Origin of the sequence: Gilliamella sp. B3172, assembly GCF_026536465.1 — a bacterium.
In the GTDB taxonomy this organism is placed as follows: Bacteria; Pseudomonadota; Gammaproteobacteria; order Enterobacterales; family Orbaceae; genus Gilliamella.
The window spans coordinates 1-25,944 of sequence record NZ_JAFNOA010000005.1 but is presented as its reverse complement, the minus strand read 5'-3'; the positions used below and the strand labels follow the sequence as shown (position 1 = coordinate 25,944).

Below are 25,944 nucleotides of genomic sequence, written 5' to 3'. Positions count from 1 at the left end.
ACATCAAACAGATTATTTTAATACTTAACCAACAACCCAAATAGCAAGGATTGACTATGGAGCTAATTGTTATTGCTTTAGGTGGTAATGCCATTTCCAAACGCAACGAATCATTAACGATTGAAAATCAATACCGAAACATTCATGCTACAACCAAATTGATTGCTAAATTAGCGGGAAAATATCGATTGGTTATTGTTCACGGCAATGGTCCACAGGTGGGACTACTGGCATTACAAAATGCCGCCTATCAAGCCGTGCCAGCCTATCCACTTGATATACTCGTTGCGCAAACTCAAGGCATGCTTGGCTATATGATTGGGCAAAGCTTACAGCAACAAGAAACAGTTAAACAGGTTGTCACGCTACTCACTCAGGTAGAAGTAGCGAGTGATGATCCTGCATTTAGCAACCCAACCAAATTTATAGGACCTGTGTATGATCCAAAAGATCAACAACATCTGCAAAGCCAATATGGTTGGACATTCAAAGCAGACGGCAAGGCAATACGCCGCGTTGTGCCCTCACCCAAACCGCAAAAAATTCTGGAAATTGACACCATAAAAAAACTGCTGGCCGATGATAATATTGTTATTTGTAATGGAGGTGGCGGAATTCCGGTTATTAAACAAAAAACCGGATACACAGGCGTTGAAGCGGTAATCGATAAAGATCACAGTGCTGCGCAACTTGCTATACAACTCAAAGCCGATCATCTGATGATACTAACCGACGCCGATGCAGTATATGAAAACTGGGGAACGCAAGCACAAACAGCATTAAGACATGTTAATACCGAGCGTTTAAAACCACTGGCAATTGATGACGGCGCAATAGGACCTAAAGTCAAATCCGTCATTGAGTTTGTTAATAACACCGGCAATAAAGCCTATATTGGCAATTTAACCGATATCGAGTCATTACTCGCCGGCATCAAAGGCACGATTGTCACCAAATAGAGACAGAAACAGTTATAAGCAACAAATGGGAGTTTTATTATGAGAATCGACAGAAAAACATTACATGACTTAATCGCCAAAAAAATGCATAAAGCCGGATTAAGCAAAGAACATGCAGATATTGCCGCAGACGCATTAGCTTTTGCCGATGCACGAGGAATCCACTCCCACGGCGCAGTGAGAGTAGAGTATTATTCTGAGCGTATCGCTAAAGGTGGCATGACCCACAATCCACAAATTACCTATACAGAAACCGGGCCGTCAAGCGCCATTTTAGATTTCGATAACGGCTGTGGTTTGGTGGCAGCAAAAATGGGAATGGACAAAGCAATCGAAATGGCCAAAAAAAATGGCGTCGCTGTTGTTGGCATCAAGCGCATGTCACACAGTGGATCACTGTGTTATTTTACCGAAATGGCAGCCGAACAAGACTTAGTGGCAATATCGATGTGTCAATCCGACCCCATGGCAGTACCGTTTGGCGGTGCACAAGCATTTTTTGGTACCAATCCAATAGCTTTTGCCGCCCCGACAGCCGATGAGCGTATCGTATCATTTGATATGGCAACCACCGTACAAGCATGGGGTAAAGTACTTTATGCTCGTTCCAAAGGCGAACCAATTCCACCAACATGGGCAGTGGATGAAAATGGCGAACCGACTACCGATTCACATAAAGTTAATGCATTGGTACCTATTGCTGGAGCTAAAGGCTATGGTTTAATGATGATGGTTGATATTTTGTCAGGCATATTACTTGGTCTACCATTTGGTAAAAATGTCTCTTCGATGTATGCCGATTTATCAAAAGGGCGCGATTTGGGACATCTCCATATTGTTATCAACCCTGAATATTTCATTGGTTTAGATACCTTCAAAAAAACCATGTCAGCGATGCTCGATCAACTTAAGCAAGTCAAACCGGCTAAGGGCAATAGTGAAGTATACTTCCCGGGTGAGCGAGGCAAAAAACGCGAAGCGGATTATCAAAAAAATGGCATCGAAATAGTGGATGATATTTATCAATATCTCATTAGTGATGATATTCATTACAACCGCTATGATCATAAAAATAAATTCGCCGAGTAAAGTCGTTTACTATCAATACAGGGAATACCAAATAAGCACTATAGCTCCCCATAATTAATTTGGTATTACCCTGTTATTATTGATACTATCCGTTTTATACTTAAACATAGGGTATTTCTGAAACTTCTTGACAAGACTTTTATTTATTCCATTATCCATTTAATAAAACCACCAGCTAACGCTACCTTATTTATACTAACCACACACCTTTAGCGTTTTATTGTTTAATGAATAAATTAAAATAGTTTTATACTTAAACGTAGGGTATTTCTGAAACTTCTTGACAAGACTATTTTTTATCCAATCCGATATCAAGCCTTCAATGCAGAATATTCAATTTATTTGCGAATTTTATTAATGAAAAATTCACGAAAAGAGTGGTAATATATTGCTCAATTTATCGTAAATCAATGTTGAATAGGAATAAGGATTGAAATGAATAATGGTTTTAAATTAGACAAAATAAAAGACTATTTCGAGCTCGAAAAATTACCAGAATTTGACGATAAATCAATACTATATATTTTGAAAGATGCCTCACTTTGGCAATATATACTTTTTAATTTTTTTGCTACTTTATTGATTAAACACTATTTAATTTACTTCCAACCCAATCAGATTATTTTAATTAAGTTAACTCTATTAGGTGACTTAACCAAAAATATAAAAAAAATCCCAATGGAAAAGATTACCAATCTACAATTCAAACGGGGCACTATACGTAGTAAATTATCTTTCATGGTCGATAATCAAAAATTCGAATTTAAACTGCCCAATCTGTTGTTGATCGGAAAATGGCAAAAAGCTAATTTAAAACAAATTATTAACGATTATTTTTTATCAGCAAAAACAAATTAAATTTATAATACTTATAAAATTTTTGCTTAATACTAACTTGATTGTTAATGAAGTTGAAAAAGCATTCTTAAACTAATTTGCTTCATGCTTTTTCGATTCAATTTATATTCAAACCTAAACACAAAATTAGAGAGTAAACATGACAATATCATTCAAAGAGCAACAACAAAGGATTAGTTTTGTAAAACAATTTTTTGCTGATAAATTGGCCGAAAATTTATCACTTATAGAAGTACAAGCGCCGATTTTAAGCAGAGTTGGCGACGGTATTCAAGATAATTTATCGGGAACAGAAAATGCGGTACAAGTAAAGGTAAAAACAATACCGGATAGCCAATTTGAAGTGGTTCATTCACTTGCTAAATGGAAGCGTAAAATTTTAAGTTGTCACCACTTTGCCGTCGGTGAAGGCCTTTATACCAATATGAAAGCTTTACGCCCGGATGAAGATCAATTATCGCCTATTCATTCGGTTTATGTTGATCAATGGGATTGGGAAAAAGTAATCAGCCCGCAAGATAGAAATTTAACCTATTTAAAACAGACTGTTGAAAAAATCTATAGTGCTATTAAAGCAACCGAAAATGCGGTGTCACAAAAATATCACTTATCACGTTTCCTCCCTGAAACCATTACATTTATGGATAGTGAACAATTATTAAAACGCTACCCTAATTTAACCCCTAAAGAGCGTGAAAATGCTATTGCTAAAGAGCTAGGCGCAGTGTTTTTAATCGGCATCGGTGGCAAACTATCAAATAACGAAAAACATGATGTGCGTGCACCGGATTATGACGATTGGAGTAGCGATAATGATTTAGGTTCTAAAGGCTTAAATGGCGATATTTTAGTATGGAATCCGGTATTAAATAGCGCTTTTGAAATTTCATCAATGGGTATTCGTGTCGATCCAGAAACATTAAAGCGCCAATTAAAGATCACTAATGATGAAGATCGCTTAAATTATGCTTGGCATCAAGCTCTAATAAACGGCGAACTATTGCAAACTATTGGTGGTGGCATTGGGCAATCTCGTTTAGTGATGTTACTTTTACAGCAAAACCATATTGGACAAGTACAAGCCAGTGTTTGGGACAACACCACAAGCCAACAATATCCAAATTTACTTTAATTGATGTGGATATCTTCACGACATTTAGAGATATTAATAGGATCGATTGAAAGGAAAATTGTTTAATCGATAGCATCACGCTTTTTAACATGTGATTGTAAGGTAAGTTATAAAAATGCGTTACCGTTCTACGGTAACGCGCTTAACAATTACAACACTGCCGTTGCTAACCTTTTTAAACAAAAGGGAATTTTGCATAATTCCCTTTTTCTTAGTTTCTTCTATTTTTTTCTTATCCGTAATAAAACAAAAAATAACTAAGTAAAAACAAGCTGATTATTTTTTTATTATTACCTATCTTATAACTTCTAATTCGTCTGAGCCTTCGGGTATATGAAAACGGAAGTAATAACCTCCAGTAATCTCCTTTTTATCTTCTTTATCAATTGCTTTAAATTTAATTCCGTCTGTAAAACTATCATCGTCTTTTTGTCTTAATTTTACAATCCTATTATTGGGTTCAAGTATTATCTGATAGTCAGTAATCGGTAAAATTTGTATATCATCCAATATTTTTGAAAGCTGCCCGTTGGTTAAAGAGTCTTCTTGAAAAGAATTTTCAATTTCTTGTTGAGTAGCATATAGACAGATAAATTGTTCTTTCGATCTGGGCATAACTGCTTGAAAGTAAGCTTCTGAATCCTTATTTTCTAAAATAGTACGCAACGCCTCTATTTTTTTAACTACTTTCTTTTCTAAATCGGGGACTTTGGTTAAATCTTTAGATTTTGTCCAACCTGTTATTTGATAAGGCACTTGCGCTTCAAATTCAAACGATTTTTCAAAATAAGGTAAATCTTTAGTCTCTTCATAAGGCAGTTCGAAATCTAGTATAGGGATTTCAGGATCTTCCTTATCCCTAAAATTTTTATTGAAAAATAATCTCATTCTAAAAGAGGCATACTCGCCTAAAACAGCCTGTCCATTCGGGGGATAAATGCGAAAGGTTATTTTTTGTTTACCACTGCCCAGTATATTATAATTTAGTGGGACAATGGGACTGGTAATTTTACCTTGATAATGGGCAAACATTTGTACATCATTAACAAATAGTTCCCATTTAATATTAGCACTGTAAATTCCGACATAATAGAACGGTTCTTGCTGGTACTGCTTTGGCATTTCAATTGCTTGCATAGTTTCTTGAATTATTTGTTTATCTGTTTTTGGTGCTTGTCCGCAAGAAAACAAAAAACTGCTAATTAAAAATAAACTGATTAATTTTTTCATCGTTACCATACCTTCAACTCATTGCTTCCTTGTGGCATATATAAGAAAATAGGCCGACCTCCTTCTATATTTCTTTCTTCTCCTTCATCATTTTTTACACGAGCTTTCATATAAAGCATTGGACATAGATTTTTTTGCCAAAGTGCCACAATTTTACCGTTGGCATAATATTGTATAGTATAGTTTTCGATAGGCAAAAATTCGTGATTCGTTATTCTAGAATCCGAATCGATTAACATTGGCTTCATTTTATATGAATTTTTTATTTCCTCATAAGTATTTTCGTAGGTTGTGTTTGATACAATACCTGAAGAATGAAGAAATTCCCTATGATATACAATTTCATCTCTGTTAATGCATATTGTTCTTATTTGATTATATTTTTCGACAATTTTTTGTTCGATATTTGGGACATTTTTTAAATTAACTGATGCTGCAAGCTCCTGATCGTAAGTAAAGGGTACATCAACATCAATCATCAATTTAGCTTCATAATAAGGTAACTTTTGCTCTTCCAACCCTTGTGGCAAGTTAAATTCGGCAATTTGTTGATAATCTTTTAAAGAAGTATTCTTGTCGGCTGCTCGGTATATGGTAACAGATGCATTAGCGTATTTAGATAGATAATCTTCTCCATCTCTCGGGTAGACTTTGATGATGACATTTTTTTTACCGGCATTGAATAATAAAACATTTAAAGGAAGCATGGTTGATTGTCCATTATTATCAATAAATCGATAATCTTGTGCTCCCTCGACTTCAATAATGAGTTTGCATCCGTTTTTGGTAACTTGTGCGCCGAATGCCGGGCGATGTGTGTAATTTTGCGTTAAGGCTAATTCTTGTTGTATGATTTCTTCCATTTGTTTTTCTTGGTTTTCTTGTCCGCAAGAAAACAAAAAACTGCTAATTAAAAATAAACTGATTAATCTTTTCATGATTACCTATCTTATAACTTCTAATTCGTCTGAGCCTTCGGGGATATGGAAACGGAAATTGAATGATCCTTCAAAGTTTGTATTATTGCCTTTATATTTACCTTTAAAAGGAATACCCCAAAACTACATGTCATTACCATCCATATTGAATTCAAAAACCTATTATTACTCAGTAATGATATTATGGTATTACTTTTTATCTTCATAATTTAGATACTTTTTCATTCCCAATTGGAGGTTTTAGCGCTTTAACAATAACGTTATCAACACATCTGGCTATTTATCATGAATCTCAAAACAAATAAAAAATGCCATTTATTTGAGCAAAAAGATATGATAATAATGAGAAAAAAGCCAGTTAGGGCTTTCGCCCTAATATTTAGCTTTTTAGCAAGATGTTTAATTGATTAGGTATTACGATTGAACATCCTCATCGGGTACTGATTTCTCGGGAGTTGGGGATATTTCATCCGGTTTAGCTGGGGCTGTTGACTCTGTTGGCGATGAAGCAGATACATCATTTAATCGCACATAAATAATTTTTTGACGACCACCGTCACAAGATCCGACAACTTTCCCTTCAACTTGTTGTGATTCATCAACCGATACATGCTTAAGTTCAAAACGGCTGGCATCAACACCATTATTTTGAATCTTATCGGCAATCTTTGCACTAACTTCTTCACAATTTGATGCACCTGCAATCATCGGTAAGCTCATCAGTAAAACAGAGACTAATTTTTTCATTTTCTTTTCTTTCCTTTCATGTATACATATTTATCAATAAAATATCAGCCTATTGATAAATCTAATAATATACTTTTTATCTAATTAAAAAGTGGTAGTGCAATTAGCGATTTTAAAAATATTATTTTCAAGATGATGCAGCAAGTTTAGTTATGTCTGTTTTCTAACGTTTTCAATTTATTTAAGATCCAAGACCGAATATCTTCGATATCGGCTTGCGATAAACTATTGACAAAATCACGTTTTTTGTGAAGTTTATTACGGTCTTCTTCAGTTAACACAACGCCTTTTAAGTTTAATAAGACTTCTTTACGATACATTGAATAAATAAAGTCTTTAATTAATTCATCTGAAAGATTGAGATTTTTCATCGTAATTTCCTTATTTATTATTTGATCTATCAGTAAGCTGGAAATAAGCCTATCTCTATAGCACTTTCAATATATGCTAATATTTAAGCAATGACAATGGTTGTTAATTTTAAATTTAGATGATTTTATTCACTGCAAGGAGCACATTTATGCACTGCTTAATTTGATAAGTGATTAACAAACCTGTTGATAACTTGATAATGCTCTAATTATTATTGATTTTTTGATGCGGTTAAAAAATAACCTATTTTTATTAAGTATCGATTAAGACAATAAATCAGAAAATATTAGCCCAATATAAAACGAAAAGCGCAAAAGATTAGCCAATGTGTCACAGCAAATAGTGATTTGCTGTGACACTGACTATTATTGGAATTTATAAAGCGGTAAAAAAAGCCATTAAGCCAAAAATAACGCCGGGAGAATTGGCAATAGCAATTGGCCAATCTTTCTTTTCACGTAATAAGCCATAACAGACCCATAATGAACAGTTTATAGCGGCGGCTAGGGGTTGTGTTGGATTAGATTTAAACCCATGAAGATTATCAATGATTTGTGGGATATAAGAAACATACATACCTAATGATGCAATGGTTGCAATGATGCCCAAATAATGAAAAGCTTTCGGTGAGAGATTCAAGATCTACCTGCCTGCTCAAAAATGAATGGAGGCATAAAACTCTAGCATATATCTAATAAAAATTAAACTTGCGATAAGATGTGAAAAAGTAAAATATCATTAAATATTGACCATAATGCTGGCGGAGTTATTCGCTTTTATCCCCCCAACCGACACCTACCTAACCGCATTAAAACATACTTTAGAGAGTATTATTAACGGCTTAGCTTAACAAAAGCGCTAAATCCCGTGAGGCTTAATAACATAGATCAGTTGCAATGCAAGATATGAATGTTAAAGTTAGCGCAACGAGTGGATTTATCATCTTGTCAACCTATGGGATTGGCCCCATAGGTTTTATCGTTAACTTCGTTACGTTAAGTTAATTCGGTTTGCTTTGTTTCTTTGCCTAATATCACAATGGCCATAATTGCCACTAAAATTGATAGGCTAAATAAAGCAAAAATGGCGCTAACACTAAAATCTTTCGCCATTAATAATCCCACCATTAATGGACCTAAAATGCCACCGATTCGACCAACAGATGCCGCCATTCCCGATCCGGTTGCCCGAATATTGGTACTATATTGTTCCGGTGTATAAGCGTACATGGCTCCCCAAGCACCTAAGTTAAAAAATGACAATAATGCGCCGTAAATGAGCAACTGGTTGGCTGTATCGGCTTGTCCAAATAAATAAGCACTGATTAATGTGCCGGATAAATAGGAAACTAAAACCCATTTACGCCCTACTCGTTCAATTAACCATGCAACGGTAAAATAGCCAGGTAACTGCGCCAGTGTCATAATTAAGATGTATTGAAAGCTTTTGACCATATCAAAACCTTTCATCATCATGACACTCGGTAGCCATAAAAACATACCGTAATAGGAAAATACCACACAAAACCAAACTATCCATAACATAACACTTTGCAAACGAAATGGTTTTGAAAAAAGTAATCGAATCTTTTGTATAACCGTTTCTTTTTTTATTATCTCATTTGAATGGCTATAAGTTGGCGAATCAGGCAGGTTAAACCGCAAGTAGAGTGCGTAAAAAGCTGGCATGGCACATAAAATCATTGCACCTCGCCACCCTACTGACGGTAATGGTATCAAAAAGTAAGCGATCAACGCTGCCAATATCCAACCAACAGCCCAAAAACTTTCCAGTAACACCACAACACGGCCACGTACATTTGGCGCAACACTTTCACTCACCAAGGTAGAGGCAACCGGTAATTCACCCCCTAGTCCCATTCCAATGAAAAATCGAAGCACCAGCAGGCTATACAGTCCCCAAGCAAAAGCACTTAAGCCGCTGGCGATGCTAAACATTAGTAAGGTAAATAAAAAAGCGGCTTTGCGACCTTTTTTATCCGCATAGAGACCAAAAACGAAAGCCCCCACAGCCATACCTATTGAGTTGACACTTCCAATTGTACCTAACTGGGTGGCTGATAAGCCCCAATCTTGTTTTAAAGCCGCTAAAATAAAAGAAAGCAATCCAACATCCATTGCATCAAATAGCCAGCCGGTACCGGCAATAAGTAACAGTTTGTTGGTCGTTAGTGATAAAGTTTTAGAACGTTGCATAATCGATATAAAAAAATGGTAAACGTAACTGGATCAAATCAAATTTTGATTAAAATGTCCATAACTTAATCGAATTTAACCGGCATTTTAGAAAATTTTATGCTTGTGCAACAGTCATTCTTTAGCTGAATATTAGTTTCAATATGCGATTTGATAAGCCTATTTTAAACCAGATAAATGATACTATTGCTTTGGATATAGAGATTAAAATGGTAGGTTAATCGTTCACCCTAAGAGCTTTTAAAAATCAATATTGCATTATAACGCCACAAAATAAGTTAATGAGTCAGTGGATTTAACCTTTGTTTTACTGTTGATAACCAAATTAGACACGATTTGGTTAATTTTAGATGATTGAAACAGATATCACATTTTCTAGTCCCAAAAACTAACTGCAAACCCACTATTTGTGAGTATTTAAAGCAGCGATTAATATCACAATCAGCTAAAATCTTCGACTAATTTTGGGTGATATACACCTGATTATTAAGTATATTTTTTGGGTCATACTGCTGTTTAATTAACTGCATTAAATGACGATTTTTTTCAGGTATCGCCTGCTTAAAATAGTTTACTTTGGCTGTTCCAATTCCATGCTCAGCGGATGGTAATCCTCCTAATTCATGGCATTTTTGATAAAGGGCTTCATGAATCTGTGTTAGTTGAGTAAGCCACACTGAATCTGAACGCCCGTCACGAAGTATACATAAATGAATATTACCGTCACCGGCATGCCCAAAAGCGAGCATACGTACGCCGGTTTCTTCTGATAACTGTTTGGTAAATGTGATAAAGTCGGCAATTCGATTGATTGGTACAACTGTATCAATCGGATCTTGTTCTGTCACAGCTTCAACTGCCCGAACCAGCGATCCTCTCACTGCCCAAATTTGATTGGCTTGTTGGGCTGTTTCGGCAACATAATAACGACAATCACTTAGATTGGCTAATAACAGTTGACGTTGCTGCAAAATAGATTGAGTATCTAAGGCATCTAACATAATAATCAAATAGGCCTTAGCATCAGCAAGCGGAAATTGAAAACCTGAATAACGCTCCCCCCACTGAGCAACTTGCCGTTCTACCAATTCCAATGCGGTTGGCGTTAATGTTTGCAAAATAGTGGTAATATTGGCAACGGCCTGTGCAAGGCTGGCAAATCCTAAAATTACCGTTTCAAAAACTTTGGGTTTTGCAATTAGCTTTAAGGTACATTGAGTAATAATCCCAAGTGTCCCTTCACTACCAATAAATAGATGCTTTAACGATAACCCGGTATTATCTTTTACATTTTTACTACCAAAATTTAAAACAGTGCCGTCGGCAATGACAACTTCAATTGCTTGAACATAATCCCGAGTCACACCGTATTTAACCGCCCGCATCCCACCGGCATTAGTACTAATATTGCCACCAATTGTGGCATTTTTTGCCCCCGGATCGGGTGGATAGAAAAGATCATGCTGCTCAACAAATTGTTGCAGATCTTCTAATAACATGCCGGGTTGCACTGTGACGGTAAAGGTTTGTTTATCCAATTCTATCAACTTATTCATCAATGAGAGATCAATAATAATCCCGCCATTGGGAATAGTTGAACCGACTAAATTGGTACCTGCGCCTCGTGTTGTAATATTAATGGCGTTATCATTGGCATATTTTACAATGGCTGCGACTTCTGCTGTGGTTAGTGGATAGACCAACACATCGGCGTGACCAAATTTCAATTTTAAGCCATCACTAAGCTGTGATTGCGCAATCGCTTTTTGGTAAACAATACGCTGAGGATCTGCAATAAGATCTGCTAAGTTTTTCATATTCTTATACTCATTACTTGTAACTTCTGTCAAAATGATTAGCGAGCTTGTCCCCTAAAAATTGTATTAGCATGACAATCATAATCAGAATAATAATACATAAAACAAGAATTTCAGTCACATATCGCTGATAGCCATAACGAATAGCTAAATCACCTATACCACCGCCACCAACTACCCCCGCCATTGAACTAAAACTGATTAACGAAATGGTTGTTACTGTTGCATGGCGAATTAATTGCGCCATGGCTTCAGGAAATAGTATTCCGGCTATAATTCGAATATGTGAAGCACCACTTGCAACCGCGGCTTCAATTACCCCTTTATCAATCTGACTAAAGGCATTTTCAGCTAATCGTGCATAAAATGCGATCGCAGCTAAAGATAAAGGAAAGATCACCGCTTTAGGCCCTACCGTTGTGCCCACAATAAGCGCACCTAACGGTAGAACCGTGACCATGAGAATTAAAAATGGTATTGAACGTGTCGCATTGATGATAAAATTAGCAATATTATTCACCACGCTATTTTTAAAAAAGAACGGACTGGAGAGTAAAAAAAGCAGTAAACCAATTAGGGTACCAAACACAATACCGGCAACCAAAGACCAGCTTACCATGATAAAAGTCTCATAGGCGGCTTGCCATAACATTTGAGCCATTTGGGCGATAGTCAGTTTGATCATCAATTTATCTCCTCAATAATGACACCTTGATTAGCAAGTTTGGTAATAAGATGATTAATATTATCCGGCTCGCCTATCAACGCTATGACTAAATTGCCCAATGCTTGATCATCAAAGTATTCAATAAATCCATGCAAAATATTAAATGCGACCTGCGTTTCTAAGGCTGTTTGATACAAGATAGGTTGCGTAGTGTTTTCATTAATATAACGTAGACGCACTAACTTACCTTGTGCATTTTGCTTGATTAGATCCGGCAAATGGGTGTTTTCATCAATGTTAAGAAAATCTTGAGTAAAAGGCTGTTTTGGGCAAGCGAAAAGATTAAATGTTGTATTCATCTCAACAATCCGACCTTGTGACATGACCGCAACACGGTTGCAGATTTTTTTTACCACATCAATTTCATGGGTGATAAGCACAATAGTTAAACCAAACTTTTGATTAAGCGCTTTGAGTAAATCTAAGATTGCGCTTGTCGTTGTTGGATCTAAAGCGCTGGTTGCTTCATCACAAAGCAGTATTTTAGCCTCATTAGCTAAGGCACGAGCTATCCCAACCCGTTGCTTTTGCCCGCCACTAAGTTCGGCCGGATAAGCATCAGCTTTATCACTTAATCCGACAAGGGCAAGTAGCTCTTTAACTCTGTTTTTAACCGCATCGCCTTTTTTACCCGCCGCTTTAAGTACAAAAGCGATATTTTCAAATACCGTTTTTGATGAAGCCAAATTAAAATTTTGGAAAATCATACCGACTTGAAAACGAAAGGCTTGTAAATGACGGCCTTTTAACGTATTGATATCAATACCATTAATTATGATTTGCCCGCTGGACGGTTCAGCAAGTCGATTAAGTGTTCTCACCAGTGTACTTTTACCGGCTCCACTGGAGCCGATAATGCCAAAGATATCGCCTTGATAAACATCAAATGAAACATTATTGACCGCTTCTATCAACTGATTTTTTGCCTTAAAATGCACCGACACATTTTTTACTTCAATAAGAGGTGTAGTTTGCATAGTTAGAATAATTGATAATCAGGTTTTTGAAAGGTGTAAAAAATACCATTTTTATCTTCAATCACTTGGCTAAATTCCGGCGATTTAAGCACTTCAATCAGATCTTTGCCTAATGTCTCTTTCGATTCGGTGCGAATGGCAATGACATTTTTAAGGTCTTTATCTAATACTTCCGTATAAAGCGCTTTAGACAAATCTAAGCCGGCACCAATAGCATAATTACCATTTACAACTGACAATACCGCACTATCTAAAGAACGTGGCGTTTGTGGCGCTTCGATAGGAACAATATTTAATCCATAACGATTCTCAATAATATTGCTTGGTGTAAGGTTATTTTTATCAATAGTTGGATCAAGCTTAATTAATCCGGCTGCTTGTAAAATTCGTAGCGCTCGCGCTTCGTTAGTGACATCATTGGCAATCGTCACTTGATCGCCGTTTTTTAACTGCGAAAAATCGGTTATTTTATTAGAATAAATACCCGCCCCAGCAGTCGGGACAAAACCGATTGCTACAATATCTAATTGGCGTGCTTGTTTGAAATTATTCAAATAAGTGAGATGTTGAAACAAATTAACGTCGATCTCTTTATTTGCTAAAGCAAGATTAGGTTGAACGTAATCACTAAATTCACGGATCTCAACACTATACCCTTTTTTAACCAATCCGGGCGCTATCGCTTGCTCAAACATATCACCATAAGGACCCGCCGCAACACCAACGATAATATGATTTTCTTTTTTACTGTTGTCACAACCTGTTAACAGTACCACTGTTGATAAAACGGCAAAAGCGAATGCGATTAATTTTTTAAACATAATAATTTTTCCTTAAATTTGGATAATCTTTCTAAAGCATCAATCAAGGTTTGTTGTTGTTTAGCAAAATGAAAACGAATATAACGATATTCAGGATGTTTGAAAAAAGCCGAACCGGGAACCGCAGCGACTCCCACCTCTTTGATTAACCATTCACAAAATTCAAAATCAGTTTTAAATGGGTTAAATGCTGAAATATCTACCAGCACATAATAAGCACCTTGCGGCGGATAATAGCTAAGCCCAATCTTATCTAAACCTTGCAAAAACAGCTGACGTTTAGCCATATAAGTTTGTGTTAGCTGCGCATAATAATCATCAGTTAAAGCCAACCCTGCACAAGCAGCTTTTTGCAATGGTGCAGCTGCGCCCACAGTTAAAAAATCATGGATCATTTTACATCCATCAATAATCGATTTATCAGCAATGATATAACCCAAACGCCAACCGGTGATCGAATAGGTTTTCGATAATGAACTGCAACTAATCGTGCGTTGCTGCATTCCGGGAAAGTTGGCTAAATAAAGATGTTGATAAGGCGGATAAACAATATGCTCGTACACCTCATCGGTGATCACATAAGCATCAAACTCAATCGCTAATTGACTGATATATTCAAGTTCGTCTTGAGTAAATACTTTACCGCAAGGGTTGCTAGGATTACATAAAATTAATGCTTTAGCGCCTTGCTCAAAAGCTTGCCTTAACTCTTGTTTATCAAATTCAAATGTCGGCGGTTTTAGTGGAACATAAATGGGAGTAGCATCAGATAAAATGGCATCTGCGCCGTAATTTTCATAAAAAGGAGAAAAGATGATAACTTTATCTTTCGGATCACAGATCGTCATCACCGCGCACATCATGGCTTCAGTACTGCCACATGTGACTAGAATGTTTTCCTCAGGATCGATCTCAATATTCATCAATCTTTGTTGTTTTTTAGCCAACAACTGCCTAAACTCACGCGAGCCCCACGTTATTTCATACTGATGCGGACCTTGCTGTGCGGCTTGTTTCAATGCTTCAATCAAGGCTTGCGGTGGGTCAAAGTCAGGAAATCCTTGTGAAAGGTTGATAGCTTGATACTGATTGGCAATTCGGGTCATTCGGCGAATAACCGAATCAGAAAAATGGTCGAGTCGTTTAGCGAGTTTATGCATTATTTTCTTTATTTATATTTATAAATTATAAGGCTAGCAAGTATAATACAAAACTCTATTTTTACTGTTAAATAATATATTTATATATCTTTATAATTTTTATTTATAACCACGATTATTAATCGTATATGGTTAATTGCAATTCAACTAGCTGTGCAAGCTTGAATAAAATATATGGCAGAGAAACAACATAGACGCAAATCAAAAAACAATTAACCTAAACATTATTCATAACCCCGGTTAGTTACAGCAATTTAACTCTATACAGTCAGAAAAATAACATTAACTTTGTTTAAAAAATAATACCAATATGATAACGGCACGACTCGACAAACTTGATGTTGATTGTCAAAAAGTTTCAGATTTTATATGTGTTTCAGTATAAAACCCCGTTAAAGATCCAATTGAGCAATTTAATATCGCTTACTGACGATAGTCTTAGCGACTCAAAAAGTATTCATCAATTTTTTCTAGAGCTCTTTTCGCAAACAACTTCAGGGTCGTAATAGAACAAGCACCAACCAGCGCCTGATTTTGGAGGTCTTGTATAAAAATCATTTGTTTTATTATCATAATCATCAGTATATTTACCTTCGGCTATACGTCGTTTGACTTGCTGTTTACTCATAAAAAATCAAATCAATATTTTTAACATTTTGCCAACCTAAGGTCGAAAATATTCTCTCAGCTAATGTCACAAAGGTTACAATACTATTTTTATAGATAATAAACATTGCCGGGATAAATATCATTCCAGCTCCGACAAAAGCTGTAACCAAATTATCTACTGTAAATGTCGCAACTAAATAAACCATACAAACCGTAAAAAGTATATAAATTATAATAAGCGGTAATAAATTACGTTTCAAAGATTGCTTGCGGCCACCTGTACAAGGCGGAATAATGCAGATAATTTGTTCGCTGGGTTTTAGCATTGCTTATACTTCATAATGGTCAGCATGCTTTTCGGCCACAACTTCGACCTCATCCCCCTCTTTAAATTGATAAAAACCAAGCCAACCTCTTAATGTAAGATAATTATTTAATTGAGCTGTAATATATTGCATCAAAATAGTTACTCCGATGAATATCATCACCATGACCAAGCGATGCCAGTGCTGCGGTGCCATTGCCTGCTACCGTTGCCAATGCAGCTCCGCTACGCATTTTTGCTTGTTGTTTTTTTCTTTCTTCCTTAATCATATAAGCACCATCAAATAATGGTGCTTCACAAAATATACCTTTGAATTCGGTCAAAGTACCGGTTAGTTTAACCAGTTTTTAAGGAGGGAGTATGGGATCAGGAATACTAATACCGGTTTTTTAATAACTCTTCTTAATCTTTATAGGTTTTATTTGTTCCGTCATATTTGGCGTAAGGCATAGTTAAATTCCGTTTTTTTTTAGTTAACTAGCAATTTTTTAGTAAAAAGCCAGCTTATATCAGATAGCAGGAAACATTCTCTTTTTAAGGATAATTTTAGGCATACTCGTGATTTTTGGGATCCCTTTCACTGCTTAATAATTCTATCCAATCTTACTATCTATTTCAGGGAATATGAATTCAAATCCAGTGTTTTTTGATAAATTTTCCGCTGAAATATTCAGTAAAAATTGTTTGAAAATCTCATCGAATATTAATTAGATCACAATAAATTTTAACTATAATACCTTTTGCTAACTTATAAGACATTATAGTTATTTGCGTAGCAACGATATAACCTATCAATAAAAAAATGCAATGAAATGATGAGTTATCTATTAAATATTGATTTTTTTATTGTCCATTATGGTATTTTATAGAGACTAGGCTTCATAATATAAAAAGTGAGTTTGAGTGCGAGGGTATTTACGCTTAGGCTTAATAGACCGATTAAAAGAAGCGTCTTTTTCATTTCATTTTCTCCCTTTTTATTTACCTTACATTCCATGTTATTGCTTACGTTAATTACTAGCTATTGTTCTGTCTCTCTAAGTTTTATTGACGCTTCAATGGTTTTCGCTATTTGGTAGATTTCATCTTTAGTTAAAGGTGTTTTCCCTTTTGATTCTTTTTGTTTCCCAACTACTAGAAGTTGTAACCATGGATTATGACCCTCTTTTTTAGTTTGATAAGGTTCAACTACAGCATAATAACCATAGTCGGACGGCGATTTATCTTTATAACGTATTTCAACAAAACCCGCTAAGCCATTACGTCCATCCATTTTGATATCCCGATACTTTATGGGGAAGCCTAGTAATTTAATATTTTTAATATTTCGATTACTTATATCGTAATTACTATTCCAAAATAGATTGATTTCCTCTTTGGCATCATAACGCAAGAGATTGGTAAATGATCGTGTATTTTCAGTAAACGAAATAACAATATCAGGGTGCTCTTTTAACCGAAAAGAGACGGTTAAAATAAGGGGTATGGAGGCATCATTACCGGCGACAAAGCCAAATGGAATACATTTACCTGCGGTTTGTGGCAGCTCAAACAGCTCACGAGTGGAAAAACCATTAATAATTGCTTCAACGTTATCTTTATAAAAATCAAAATTTTTTTCTTCATAATATGAACGATTTGATGTATGAAAAGAGTAAACTCTATTTTTTATAATAAAATTTACGCGAGATGCATTTTTTGAATAATAACCAAAACTATTCTCTTTTTCCCATAATTCTACAAGATTATTAGGGTTATTGATTTTAACTTCCTGATTAAATTTATATAATCGTTTTCTAACATCAATTATTTCCTCATCACTCCAGCTATTAGTAATAGCTAAATCATTTATATTATAATTAAAAACAGATAACATAGCCCATTTACCATCTCGAAAATAAACAGGAAAACGAGATTTTGGTTTAAAGTATTGATTGGTAGGATAAAGAGCCACTTCAAGATTATCAGGTAAATCTAAGGTATAGGAGCCAATACATTCGGTTTTATAGGTGAGTTCTACCGCCTGGGCTGTTGTGCTTAGGCTTAATAAACCTATTAAAAGGAGCGCCTTTTTCATCTCATTTTCTCCCTTTTTATTTACCTTACATTCCATGTTATTGCTTACGTTAATTACTAGCTATTGTTCTGTCGCTCTAAGTTTTATTGACGCTTCAATGGTTTTCGCTATTTGGTAGATTTCATCTTTAGTTAAAGGTGTTTTCCCTTTTGATTCTTTTTGTTTCCCAACTACTAGAAGTTGTAACCATGGATTATGACACTCTTTTTTAGTTTGATAAGGTTCAACTACAGCATAATAACCATAGTCGGACGGTGATTTATCTTTATAACGTATTTCAACAAAACCCGCTAAGCCATTACGCCCATCCATTTTGATATCCCGATACTTTATGGGAAAGCCTAGTAATTTAATATTTTTAATATTTCGATTACTTATATCGTAATTACTGTTCCAAAATAGATTGATTTCTTCTTTGGCATCATAGCGCAAGAGATTGGTAAATGATCGTGTATTTTCAGTAAACGAAATAACGATATCAGGGTGCTCTTTTAACCGAAAAGAGACGGTTAAAATAAGGGGTATGGAGGCATCATTACCGGCGACAAAGCCAAATGGAATACATTTACCTGCGGTTTGTGGCAGCTCAAACAGTTCACGAGTGGAAAAACCATTAATAATTGCTTCGGCGTTTTGTTTATAAAACTCAAAATCTTTTTTTTCACCTTGGTAATATTCATTTGAATAAAAATTATAAATATGATTATTTGGGTAAAATGCTAAGTTACTAGCAAAATCACTATAGTAACCAATTATATTATTTATATTTATTTTTTTTAATTTACGTTTTGAGTTAGTTTCTGAGCGATTATCGGATTCTTCAATTAATTTGTTTATAACCTGCTGTTTAGCTGTTTTATTTAAATTACCATCATAAATATCTAATATATTACGATTATAATTAAAAACAGATAAAATTGCCCATTTTTTATCTGCAAAATAGTTTGGAGATTTTGAACTGGGTTCAAAATAATGTTCTATTGGATTGAGTGCGATTTCAAGATTATCGGGTAAATCTAAAGTATATGAGCCAATACACTCGGTTTTATAGGCGAGTTCTACCGCTTGGGTAGTTACGCTTAGGCTTAATAAGCCGAGTAAAAGGAGCGTCTTTTTCATCGTGTTTTCTCCCTTTTTATTTACCTTATATTCCATGTTATTACTTAAGTAATTGTTAACTATTGTTCTGTTGCTCTGCGTTTTATTGATGCTTCAATGGTTTTCGCCATTTGATAAATTTCATCTTCCGTTAGGGGGATTTTCCCTTTTGCTTCACTACGTTTTCCAATAACTGATAGCTGTAGCCACGGATGATTGGTTTTGCTGTTTGAGGTGTTTCGGGAATAGTAAGACACTACGCCATAATAACCATAATCTGAGGGTGATTTATCTTTATAACGTATTTCAACAAAACCCGCTAAGCCATTACGCCCATCCATTTTGATATCCCGATACTTTATGGGGAAGCCTAGTAATTTAATGTTTTTTATATTTCGATTACTTATATCGTAATTACTATTCCAAAATAGATTGATTTCCTCTTTGGCATCATAACGCAAGAGATTGGTAAAAGAACTTGTATTTTCAGTAAACGAAATAACGATATCAGGGTGCTCTTTTAATCGAAAAGAGACGGTTAAAATAAGGGGTATGTTGGAATTATCACCGGCGACAAAGCCAAATGGAATACATTTACCTGCGGTAGGCGGCACTTCAAACAGTTCACGAGGCGAAAAACCGTTAATAATTGCTTCGACGTTATCTTTATAAAAATCAGAATTTTTTTCTTCCGCTTGGCGAAAATCATTTGTAAAAAAAGAATAAATTCTATTTTTGTCTATAAAAGTTACACGAGCTCCATTTTTTGTATAAAACCCCAAATTATTATCTTTTTCCCATATTTCTACCATATCATTGAAATTGCTGTCTTTAACATTACTATTCTCTATAGCTATTTGATGCTTTGCTATTTTTAACTCTTCATCGTTCCATTTTGCAGTAATTGATAAATTATTTTGGTTATAATTAAAAGCTGATAAAATGGCCCATTTACCATCTTGAAAATAGATAGGGAAACGGGATTTTGGTTTAAGGTATTTATTTGTCGGATAAAGTGCTACCTCAAGATTGTCAGGTAAATCTAAGGTATATGAGCCAATACACTCGGTTTTATAGGTGAGTTCTACCGCCAGAGTTGTATTAAGGCTTAAAACACCAAATAAAAAAATCATCTTTTTCATTTTGTTTTTTCCTTTATTTGCCTTAGGCCTCATATTATTAATTGCTTGTAATGCCATTATTGTTCTGTTGCTCGACGCTTTATTGATGCTTCAATGGTTTTTGCCATTTGGTAGATTTCATCTTCTGTTAGGGGGATTTTTCCTTTTGCTTCGCTCTGTTTGCCAATAACAGATAGCTGTAACCATGGGTGGTTGGTTTTGCTGTTTGGCGTGTTTCGGGAATAGTAAGACACTACGCCGTAATAACCATAGTCGGACGGCGATTTATCTTTATAACGTATTTCAACAAAACCCGCTAAGCCATTACGTCCATCCATTTTAATATCCCGATACTTTATAGGAAAGCCTAGTAATTTAATGTTTTTTATATTTCGATTACTTATATCGTAATTACTATTCCAAAATAGATTTATTTCCTCTTTGGCATCATAGCGCAAGAGATTAGTAAATGAGCGTGTATTTTCAGTAAACGAAATAACGATATCAGGGTGCTCTTTTAAACGAAAAGAGACGGTTAAAATAAGGGGTAGAGAGGCATCATTCCCGGCGACAAAGCCAAAAGGGATACATTTACCAGCAATTTGTGGCACCTCAAACAGTTCACGGGTAGAAAAACCATTAATAATTGCTTGGGCGTTCTGCTTATAAAATTCAAAATCTTTTTTTTCGCCTTGGTAGCGATTAGTTGTAAAAAATGAATATATTGTATTATTTTTAATAAAAGTTACAGATGCTCCCTCTTTTGCATAAAAACCCAAATTATTATTTTCATTCCACAATTCCACCATATCATTAGAATTATTAGTTTTAACAATCTGATTTTCTATAGCTATTTGTTGTTTTGCATTTTTTAATTTTTCATCGTTCCATTTTGCAGTAATTGATAAATTATTTCGATTATAATTAAAAGCAGATAATATTGCCCATTTACCATCTTGAAAATAGACAGGAAAACGAGATTTAGGTTTAAGGTACTTATTTGTCGGGTAAAGTGCCACTTCAAGATTATCGGGTAAATCTAAGGTATAGGAACCAATACACTCGGTTTTATAGGTGAGTTCTACCGCCTGGGCTGTTGTGCTTAGGCTTAATAAACCTATTAAAAGGAGCGCCTTTTTCATCTCATTTTCTCCCTTTTTATTTACCTTACATTCCATGTTATTGCTTACGTTAATTACTAGCTATTGTTCTGTCGCTCTAAGTTTTATTGACGCTTCAATGGTTTTCGCTATTTGGTAGATTTCATCTTTAGTTAAAGGTGTTTTCCCTTTTGATTCTTTTTGTTTCCCAACTACTAGAAGTTGCAACCATGGATTATGACCCTCTTTTTGATTTAGAATAAAGTTGGACAGGTCCTTTGCCATGTGTATTCCTTTCAGTTATTTTAACAATATAGGAACCAACAATAAGGGAAGTATGGGGAGGAAGCACACTTGATATTAAGTATTTAAAAACAATTAGCATACTATCCATGATGCTATGCCTGTCCTAAGTGTTTAAAACAAAGAATAATATTATCGAAATATAACTAATAAGTTACGTGGTTTCGATATATTTTGCAACTGTTTTGTTCATGTTTTCGATCTTTACATCATGATAGATAAGTCTTAATATCTAATCCCCTAAAAATAATCCACCATTGCTACCGGATGAAAAAACAAGGCTTTACCGTTAGTGGATACATTCTATATGTATCGGTAGATATCCCTTAAAGAGATGATCATACTCAGATTGGCTTATAATTCACTTTAAAACTATGAGATTTATATCCCTAAATTGATATAGCACTTTACTCAATTAAAGCAAGCTGACTATTTATTTTTACAAACCAATTTAAGGCCGCCATTTTCGAACTGACATTTGATTTCATCCAGTAAATTAAACTTTCCTTTGTTATTAATTTTGTAATGTTGCCACAAAGTCGCAGACGCACCTTCTTCATCTAAAATATGTTTAAATAGCCAAATATTTAATTGTTTATCGATGTAAAAATCTAATGTCACTTGAGCCATATCACTTCCATAATCTTCATTATAATAAACAATAAGTTGATTTATTATTTTGCTCGATGATTCGATAAACATCGTAATAATAAACTTGGTGGGTGAAATTGCACATTCACCTTCAAGCTGTTTTTCTTCAACAAGACAAATGCCTGTATCGGTCGTTTTTTTTAAATAAATATTAAATTGCTTGGATTGATATAAATAGACAATTTTATTTTTTTGTAGTTCTTCAAAGATTTTTTTAAAACTTTGATTTGAAGAAAAGGTCGATAATTTGCATCTTTTACGATATTTTTTCCAGTCTTCTTCTTCATAAGAAAAATAACCGTCAATCCAACAATTATCGTTAATATCCTTAACCAGCTTCTTATTTATAATTTGAGGTTTTCCTACAGGCAATAGATTAGTATGAACTAAAGCGTTCAATGAATGTGAACATGTTAAAATAGTTAAAAATAATAAACCATAAAATAAAGACTTTATCTGCATTATAGAAACACCCTTATTATTTCATATTGAAAGTTCTCAAATTACTGGATTGATATGCTGACTATTTATTTTTAAAATTTTTATTTTTACAAACCAATTTAAGACCGCCATTTTCGAACTGACATTTGATTTCATCGAGCAAATTAAACTTTCCTTTGTTATTAATTTTGTAATGTTGCCACAAAGAAGCCATTGCACTTTCTTCGAAGAAGAAATGTTCAAATAGCCAAATATTTAATTGCTTATCGATGTAAAAATCTAATGTCTTTTGAGACATGCTATTCTGATAATATTCACTTGAATAAACAATAAGTTGATTTATTATTTTGCTCGATGATTCAATAAACATCGTAATAATAAACTGTTCGGGGGAAACTGCACATTTAACTTCAAGCTGTTTTCCGTCAACAAGGCATTTTTTTGTATCGGTCGTTTTTTTTAAATAAATATTAAATTGATTGGATTGATATAAATAGACAATTTTATTTTTTTGTAGTTCTTCAAATATATTTCTAACATTCTGAGTTGAAGAAAAAGTCGATAATTTACACTTTTTATGATACTCTTTCTGCTTTTCCTCTGTATAAGAAAAATAATCGTCAATTCTACAATTATCGTTAATATCCTTAACCAGCTTCTTATTTATAATTTGAGGCGTTCCCACAGGTAATAAATTAGTATGAGTTAAAGCGTTCAACGAATGTGAACATGCTAAAATAGGTAAAAATAATAAACCATAAAATAAAGACTTTATCTGCATTATAGAAACACCCTTATTATTTCATATTGAAAGTTCTCAAATTACTGAATTGATATGCTGACTATTTATTTTTACAAACCAATTTAAGACCGCCATTTTCGAACTGACATTTTATTTCATCCAGCAAATTAAACTTTCCTTTGTTACTAATTTGGTAATGTTGCCACAGAGTCGCAGATGAACCTTCTTCATCTAAAATATGTTCAAGTAGCCAAACATTTAATTGTTTATCGATGTAAAAATCTAATTTCACTTTAATCAAATCACCTCCATGATCTTCATTAGAATAAACAATAAGTTGATTTATTATTTTGCCCGATGATTCGATAAACATGGTAATAATATACTGATAGGGTGAAACTGCACATTCACCTTCAAGCTGTTTTTCTTCAACAAGGCATTTTTTTGTATCGGTCGTTTTTTTTAAATAAATATTAAATTGATTGGATTGATATAAATAGACAATTTTATTTTTTTGTAGTTCTTCAAATATATTTTTAACATTCTGAGTTGAAGAAAAGGTCGATAATTTGCATCTTTTATCATATTCTTTCCAGCCATTTTTTACATAAGAAAAATAATCGTCAATCCAACAATTATCGTTGATTTCCTTAACTAGCTTCTTATTTATAATTTGAGGCGTTCCCACAGGTAATAGATTAGTATGAACTAAAGCGTTTAACGAATGCGAACATGCTAAAATAGGTAAAAATAATAAACCATAAATTAAAGACTTTATCTGCATTATAGATAGACCTCGGCTATTTCGTATTGAAATTTATCAAAGTGCATATGATTATTGTGTAAATCCTTACCATTTTCTCCGCCAAGAGTGATTAATTTTTTATAGTGAGAAATATATGCAACATAATCTGTATCTATTGTATTAGGGTTACCAACTAGGATTTCTTTAAAGTGAAATTTTGCCATTGCCAATAAAAATTTTTCATCATCGGTATTGTAAAAATAGTTAATATCAATACAGGCGCCATTTGCGTGATTAGCACTTGGAAAACACGATCCCTCTTCAAAACTACTGCCACCTGTTTTAAATGCTATACCATTCTCAGCTAACGCTCCAATCAATGCGGCAAACACCGCTGGATTTGTATATCGTCTTTGAGTGTCGTGAAAACTATAACCTATTTTTATATTTTCATCGCTGCTAATATAATTAAGGGCATCTACCATCCTAATCATTACTATCTCCTCATCTAACGCTACATACTTTCGCCAAATATTACCTAGTTTTTTAGAATGCCACCCATACTCCGCAATATCGCCATTCTTATATTTAACTCTTTTCTGGGTATTCCCTTCATTAACGTTTTCTTTATACTCAAGAATATCTTCATCTTTTCGATTTGGTGCAGTTAACATTCTCTCACCATTTTTTTTCTTTTTCGTTGTATGCCAATCCACTATACATACTTCATGCTCATTGCCATCTTTATCATGATACACATATTGATATTTTCGCTCATAGCCTGGGAGTATTTTTTCGGGTATATGCTTCTCGATTTTTCCATCCTGATAGATATGATAAGCCACAATTCCCGCTCCAGAAAAATAATCCACCATTGCGACGGGATGAATAAACCATGCTTTGCCGTCTTTTGATAGATTAGTTAGTGCCGGTGCATCATTGTTAGTATTGGTTGATTGAGAGGATTGTTTGTCGGCAACGTCTTTCCACCATAACGAGGGTTTTATTCGCTTTTCTTTTTCGATTTGCCAGACTCTTTTAATATGTTCAAGCTCTTCGTCTACTTTATCGAATGCAAATTTTCTCTGATGTTCTTTATCTATACCCCGCTCGTCTAAAAGTTTAGATATAAAATCTTTCTTTTCGTCTTTTTCTTCTTCAAACAGCTCATCTATCTCATTCCACTTTGTTAGCGCTTCATCCGCATACCATTCACTTTCATATTTTACTAACAGGTGCCCAATACGCTCTGCTGTCCAGCTTCTGCGTAAACCTTCTTTTAAATAATCCCCTGTAAAAGATGGCGGTGTTTTTTTACGCTGGGTTGAATAACGCAATGTGCCCACTAAGATTTGATGTAATTCTTTCATTGCCGGGCTATAATCTTCTAAATCGAGTGTAGCCATTTTATTCTTTACAACTTTAGCCGATAGTTCGCTAACCTTGGATTTTTCTTCTACGGTATTGAATCCTGGCCAATGCCATGGTGTAACGAGTTTTATGTGCTGTTGTGCACCTTTTTTTGTGTTTATCCAACCTTGTATAGGTATACCTTGATTGTTTCCCGCTTGGATATATCGCCAAATAACATCAGGCTCAGCATTATCGATCGCCATAAAACTTTCATCGTATTCTAATGAAGAATTGAGAGAAATTGTTTTAGGATAATAAACAGTATTATAGTCGGTC

Annotated in this window: 27 protein-coding genes and 1 pseudogene; 4 read left to right on the top strand and 24 right to left on the bottom strand. The window is 34.5% G+C overall.

Annotation, left to right across the window (positions count from 1 at the left end; all coding sequences use genetic code 11):
* Positions 1 to 56 precede the first annotated feature (56 nt).
* The 4 genes from J3U37_RS07050 (at position 57) to asnA (ending at position 4,038) form a co-directional block, all read left to right on the top strand.
* Positions 57 to 959: a carbamate kinase gene (locus J3U37_RS07050; RefSeq protein ID WP_267374006.1), complete on the top strand. Its 903-nt coding sequence runs from the start codon at positions 57 to 59 to the stop codon at positions 957 to 959.
* 39 nt (positions 960 to 998) lie between these two features.
* Positions 999 to 2,048, top strand: a complete 1,050-nt coding sequence (allD, locus tag J3U37_RS07045; RefSeq protein WP_220217490.1) for an ureidoglycolate dehydrogenase — start codon at positions 999 to 1,001, stop codon at positions 2,046 to 2,048.
* 435 nt (positions 2,049 to 2,483) lie between these two features.
* Complete coding sequence (locus J3U37_RS07040; protein WP_267336130.1) at positions 2,484 to 2,906, top strand: hypothetical protein; 423 nt, start codon at positions 2,484 to 2,486, stop codon at positions 2,904 to 2,906.
* A 139-nt stretch (positions 2,907 to 3,045) separates the two neighbouring features.
* Positions 3,046 to 4,038 carry an aspartate--ammonia ligase gene (gene asnA, locus J3U37_RS07035; RefSeq protein WP_220217492.1) on the top strand — a complete coding sequence of 331 codons (993 nt, stop codon included), beginning with the start codon at positions 3,046 to 3,048 and terminating at the stop codon, positions 4,036 to 4,038.
* A gap of 294 nt (positions 4,039 to 4,332) precedes the next feature.
* Here asnA and J3U37_RS07030 read toward each other — a convergent pair whose 3' ends face one another.
* From J3U37_RS07030 to J3U37_RS06915, 24 genes and pseudogenes are all read right to left on the bottom strand, one after another.
* A complete protein-coding gene (locus tag J3U37_RS07030) occupies positions 4,333 to 5,268 on the bottom strand; it encodes a hypothetical protein (protein ID WP_267336131.1) in 936 nt (311 codons plus the stop codon).
* Positions 5,269 to 5,270: 2 nt separating this feature from the next.
* Entirely contained in the window at positions 5,271 to 6,206 is a 936-nt protein-coding gene (locus tag J3U37_RS07025; protein WP_267374004.1) for a hypothetical protein, read from the bottom strand.
* A 414-nt stretch (positions 6,207 to 6,620) separates the two neighbouring features.
* A complete protein-coding gene (locus tag J3U37_RS07020; RefSeq protein WP_267374002.1) occupies positions 6,621 to 6,953 on the bottom strand; it encodes a DUF1161 domain-containing protein in 333 nt (110 codons plus the stop codon).
* A 146-nt stretch (positions 6,954 to 7,099) separates the two neighbouring features.
* Positions 7,100 to 7,324: a hypothetical protein gene (locus tag J3U37_RS07015; RefSeq protein ID WP_220217496.1), complete on the bottom strand. Its 225-nt coding sequence runs from the start codon at positions 7,322 to 7,324 to the stop codon at positions 7,100 to 7,102.
* Positions 7,325 to 7,700: 376 nt separating this feature from the next.
* Positions 7,701 to 7,964 (bottom strand): SWEET family sugar transporter, encoded by a 264-nt coding sequence (locus J3U37_RS07010; RefSeq protein ID WP_255556100.1) that lies wholly within the window; start codon positions 7,962 to 7,964, stop codon positions 7,701 to 7,703.
* 356 nt (positions 7,965 to 8,320) lie between these two features.
* A complete protein-coding gene (locus J3U37_RS07005; protein WP_267374001.1) occupies positions 8,321 to 9,541 on the bottom strand; it encodes an MFS transporter in 1,221 nt (406 codons plus the stop codon).
* 458 nt (positions 9,542 to 9,999) lie between these two features.
* Positions 10,000 to 11,358 (bottom strand): FAD-binding oxidoreductase, encoded by a 1,359-nt coding sequence (locus J3U37_RS07000; protein WP_267373999.1) that lies wholly within the window; start codon positions 11,356 to 11,358, stop codon positions 10,000 to 10,002.
* A gap of 13 nt (positions 11,359 to 11,371) precedes the next feature.
* On the bottom strand, positions 11,372 to 12,043 hold the full coding sequence (locus tag J3U37_RS06995; protein WP_366518719.1) for a methionine ABC transporter permease: 672 nt from the start codon (positions 12,041 to 12,043) through the stop codon (positions 11,372 to 11,374).
* On the bottom strand, positions 12,043 to 13,062 hold the full coding sequence (locus J3U37_RS06990) for a methionine ABC transporter ATP-binding protein (protein ID WP_267329102.1): 1,020 nt from the start codon (positions 13,060 to 13,062) through the stop codon (positions 12,043 to 12,045). Before J3U37_RS06990 ends, J3U37_RS06995 begins: the two co-directional genes overlap by 1 nt.
* A 2-nt stretch (positions 13,063 to 13,064) precedes the next feature.
* Entirely contained in the window at positions 13,065 to 13,883 is an 819-nt protein-coding gene (locus J3U37_RS06985) for a MetQ/NlpA family ABC transporter substrate-binding protein (protein WP_267336135.1), read from the bottom strand.
* Positions 13,868 to 15,043 (bottom strand): pyridoxal phosphate-dependent aminotransferase, encoded by a 1,176-nt coding sequence (locus J3U37_RS06980; protein ID WP_267373997.1) that lies wholly within the window; start codon positions 15,041 to 15,043, stop codon positions 13,868 to 13,870. Before J3U37_RS06980 ends, J3U37_RS06985 begins: the two co-directional genes overlap by 16 nt.
* Positions 15,044 to 15,503: 460 nt before the next feature.
* On the bottom strand, positions 15,504 to 15,671 hold the full coding sequence (locus tag J3U37_RS06975; RefSeq protein WP_220217502.1) for a hypothetical protein: 168 nt from the start codon (positions 15,669 to 15,671) through the stop codon (positions 15,504 to 15,506).
* Positions 15,664 to 15,912, bottom strand: coding sequence for a hypothetical protein (locus tag J3U37_RS06970; RefSeq protein WP_267373995.1), 249 nt, complete (start codon positions 15,910 to 15,912; stop codon positions 15,664 to 15,666). The genes J3U37_RS06975 and J3U37_RS06970 overlap by 8 nt, the downstream gene beginning before the upstream one ends.
* A gap of 69 nt (positions 15,913 to 15,981) precedes the next feature.
* Positions 15,982 to 16,110 (bottom strand): hypothetical protein, encoded by a 129-nt coding sequence (locus J3U37_RS06965; protein ID WP_267373994.1) that lies wholly within the window; start codon positions 16,108 to 16,110, stop codon positions 15,982 to 15,984.
* Positions 16,082 to 16,246, bottom strand: a complete 165-nt coding sequence (locus J3U37_RS06960) for a hypothetical protein (protein ID WP_267373992.1) — start codon at positions 16,244 to 16,246, stop codon at positions 16,082 to 16,084. The genes J3U37_RS06965 and J3U37_RS06960 overlap by 29 nt, the downstream gene beginning before the upstream one ends.
* 752 nt (positions 16,247 to 16,998) lie before the next feature.
* The gene (locus J3U37_RS06955) at positions 16,999 to 18,054 is read right to left on the bottom strand and encodes a T6SS immunity protein Tli4 family protein (RefSeq protein ID WP_267373990.1); all 1,056 of its coding nucleotides are present in this window, start codon (positions 18,052 to 18,054) and stop codon (positions 16,999 to 17,001) included.
* Positions 18,055 to 18,114: 60 nt separating this feature from the next.
* Complete coding sequence (locus tag J3U37_RS06950) at positions 18,115 to 19,173, bottom strand: T6SS immunity protein Tli4 family protein (RefSeq protein ID WP_267373988.1); 1,059 nt, start codon at positions 19,171 to 19,173, stop codon at positions 18,115 to 18,117.
* Between the two features lie 59 nt (positions 19,174 to 19,232).
* The gene (locus tag J3U37_RS06945) at positions 19,233 to 20,294 is read right to left on the bottom strand and encodes a T6SS immunity protein Tli4 family protein (RefSeq protein WP_267373986.1); all 1,062 of its coding nucleotides are present in this window, start codon (positions 20,292 to 20,294) and stop codon (positions 19,233 to 19,235) included.
* Between the two features lie 56 nt (positions 20,295 to 20,350).
* A complete protein-coding gene (locus J3U37_RS06940) occupies positions 20,351 to 21,415 on the bottom strand; it encodes a T6SS immunity protein Tli4 family protein (RefSeq protein ID WP_267373984.1) in 1,065 nt (354 codons plus the stop codon).
* 60 nt (positions 21,416 to 21,475) lie between these two features.
* Complete coding sequence (locus J3U37_RS06935; protein ID WP_267373982.1) at positions 21,476 to 21,658, bottom strand: hypothetical protein; 183 nt, start codon at positions 21,656 to 21,658, stop codon at positions 21,476 to 21,478.
* Between the two features lie 447 nt (positions 21,659 to 22,105).
* A complete protein-coding gene (locus J3U37_RS06930; RefSeq protein WP_267373979.1) occupies positions 22,106 to 22,789 on the bottom strand; it encodes a hypothetical protein in 684 nt (227 codons plus the stop codon).
* Positions 22,790 to 22,850: 61 nt separating this feature from the next.
* Positions 22,851 to 23,549, bottom strand: coding sequence for a hypothetical protein (locus J3U37_RS06925; protein WP_267373977.1), 699 nt, complete (start codon positions 23,547 to 23,549; stop codon positions 22,851 to 22,853).
* 61 nt (positions 23,550 to 23,610) lie between these two features.
* Positions 23,611 to 24,294, bottom strand: a complete 684-nt coding sequence (locus J3U37_RS06920; protein WP_267373975.1) for a hypothetical protein — start codon at positions 24,292 to 24,294, stop codon at positions 23,611 to 23,613.
* Positions 24,294 to 25,944: pseudogene (locus J3U37_RS06915) on the bottom strand (hypothetical protein); the annotation flags it as partial. The gene J3U37_RS06920 and the pseudogene J3U37_RS06915, both read right to left, overlap by 1 nt.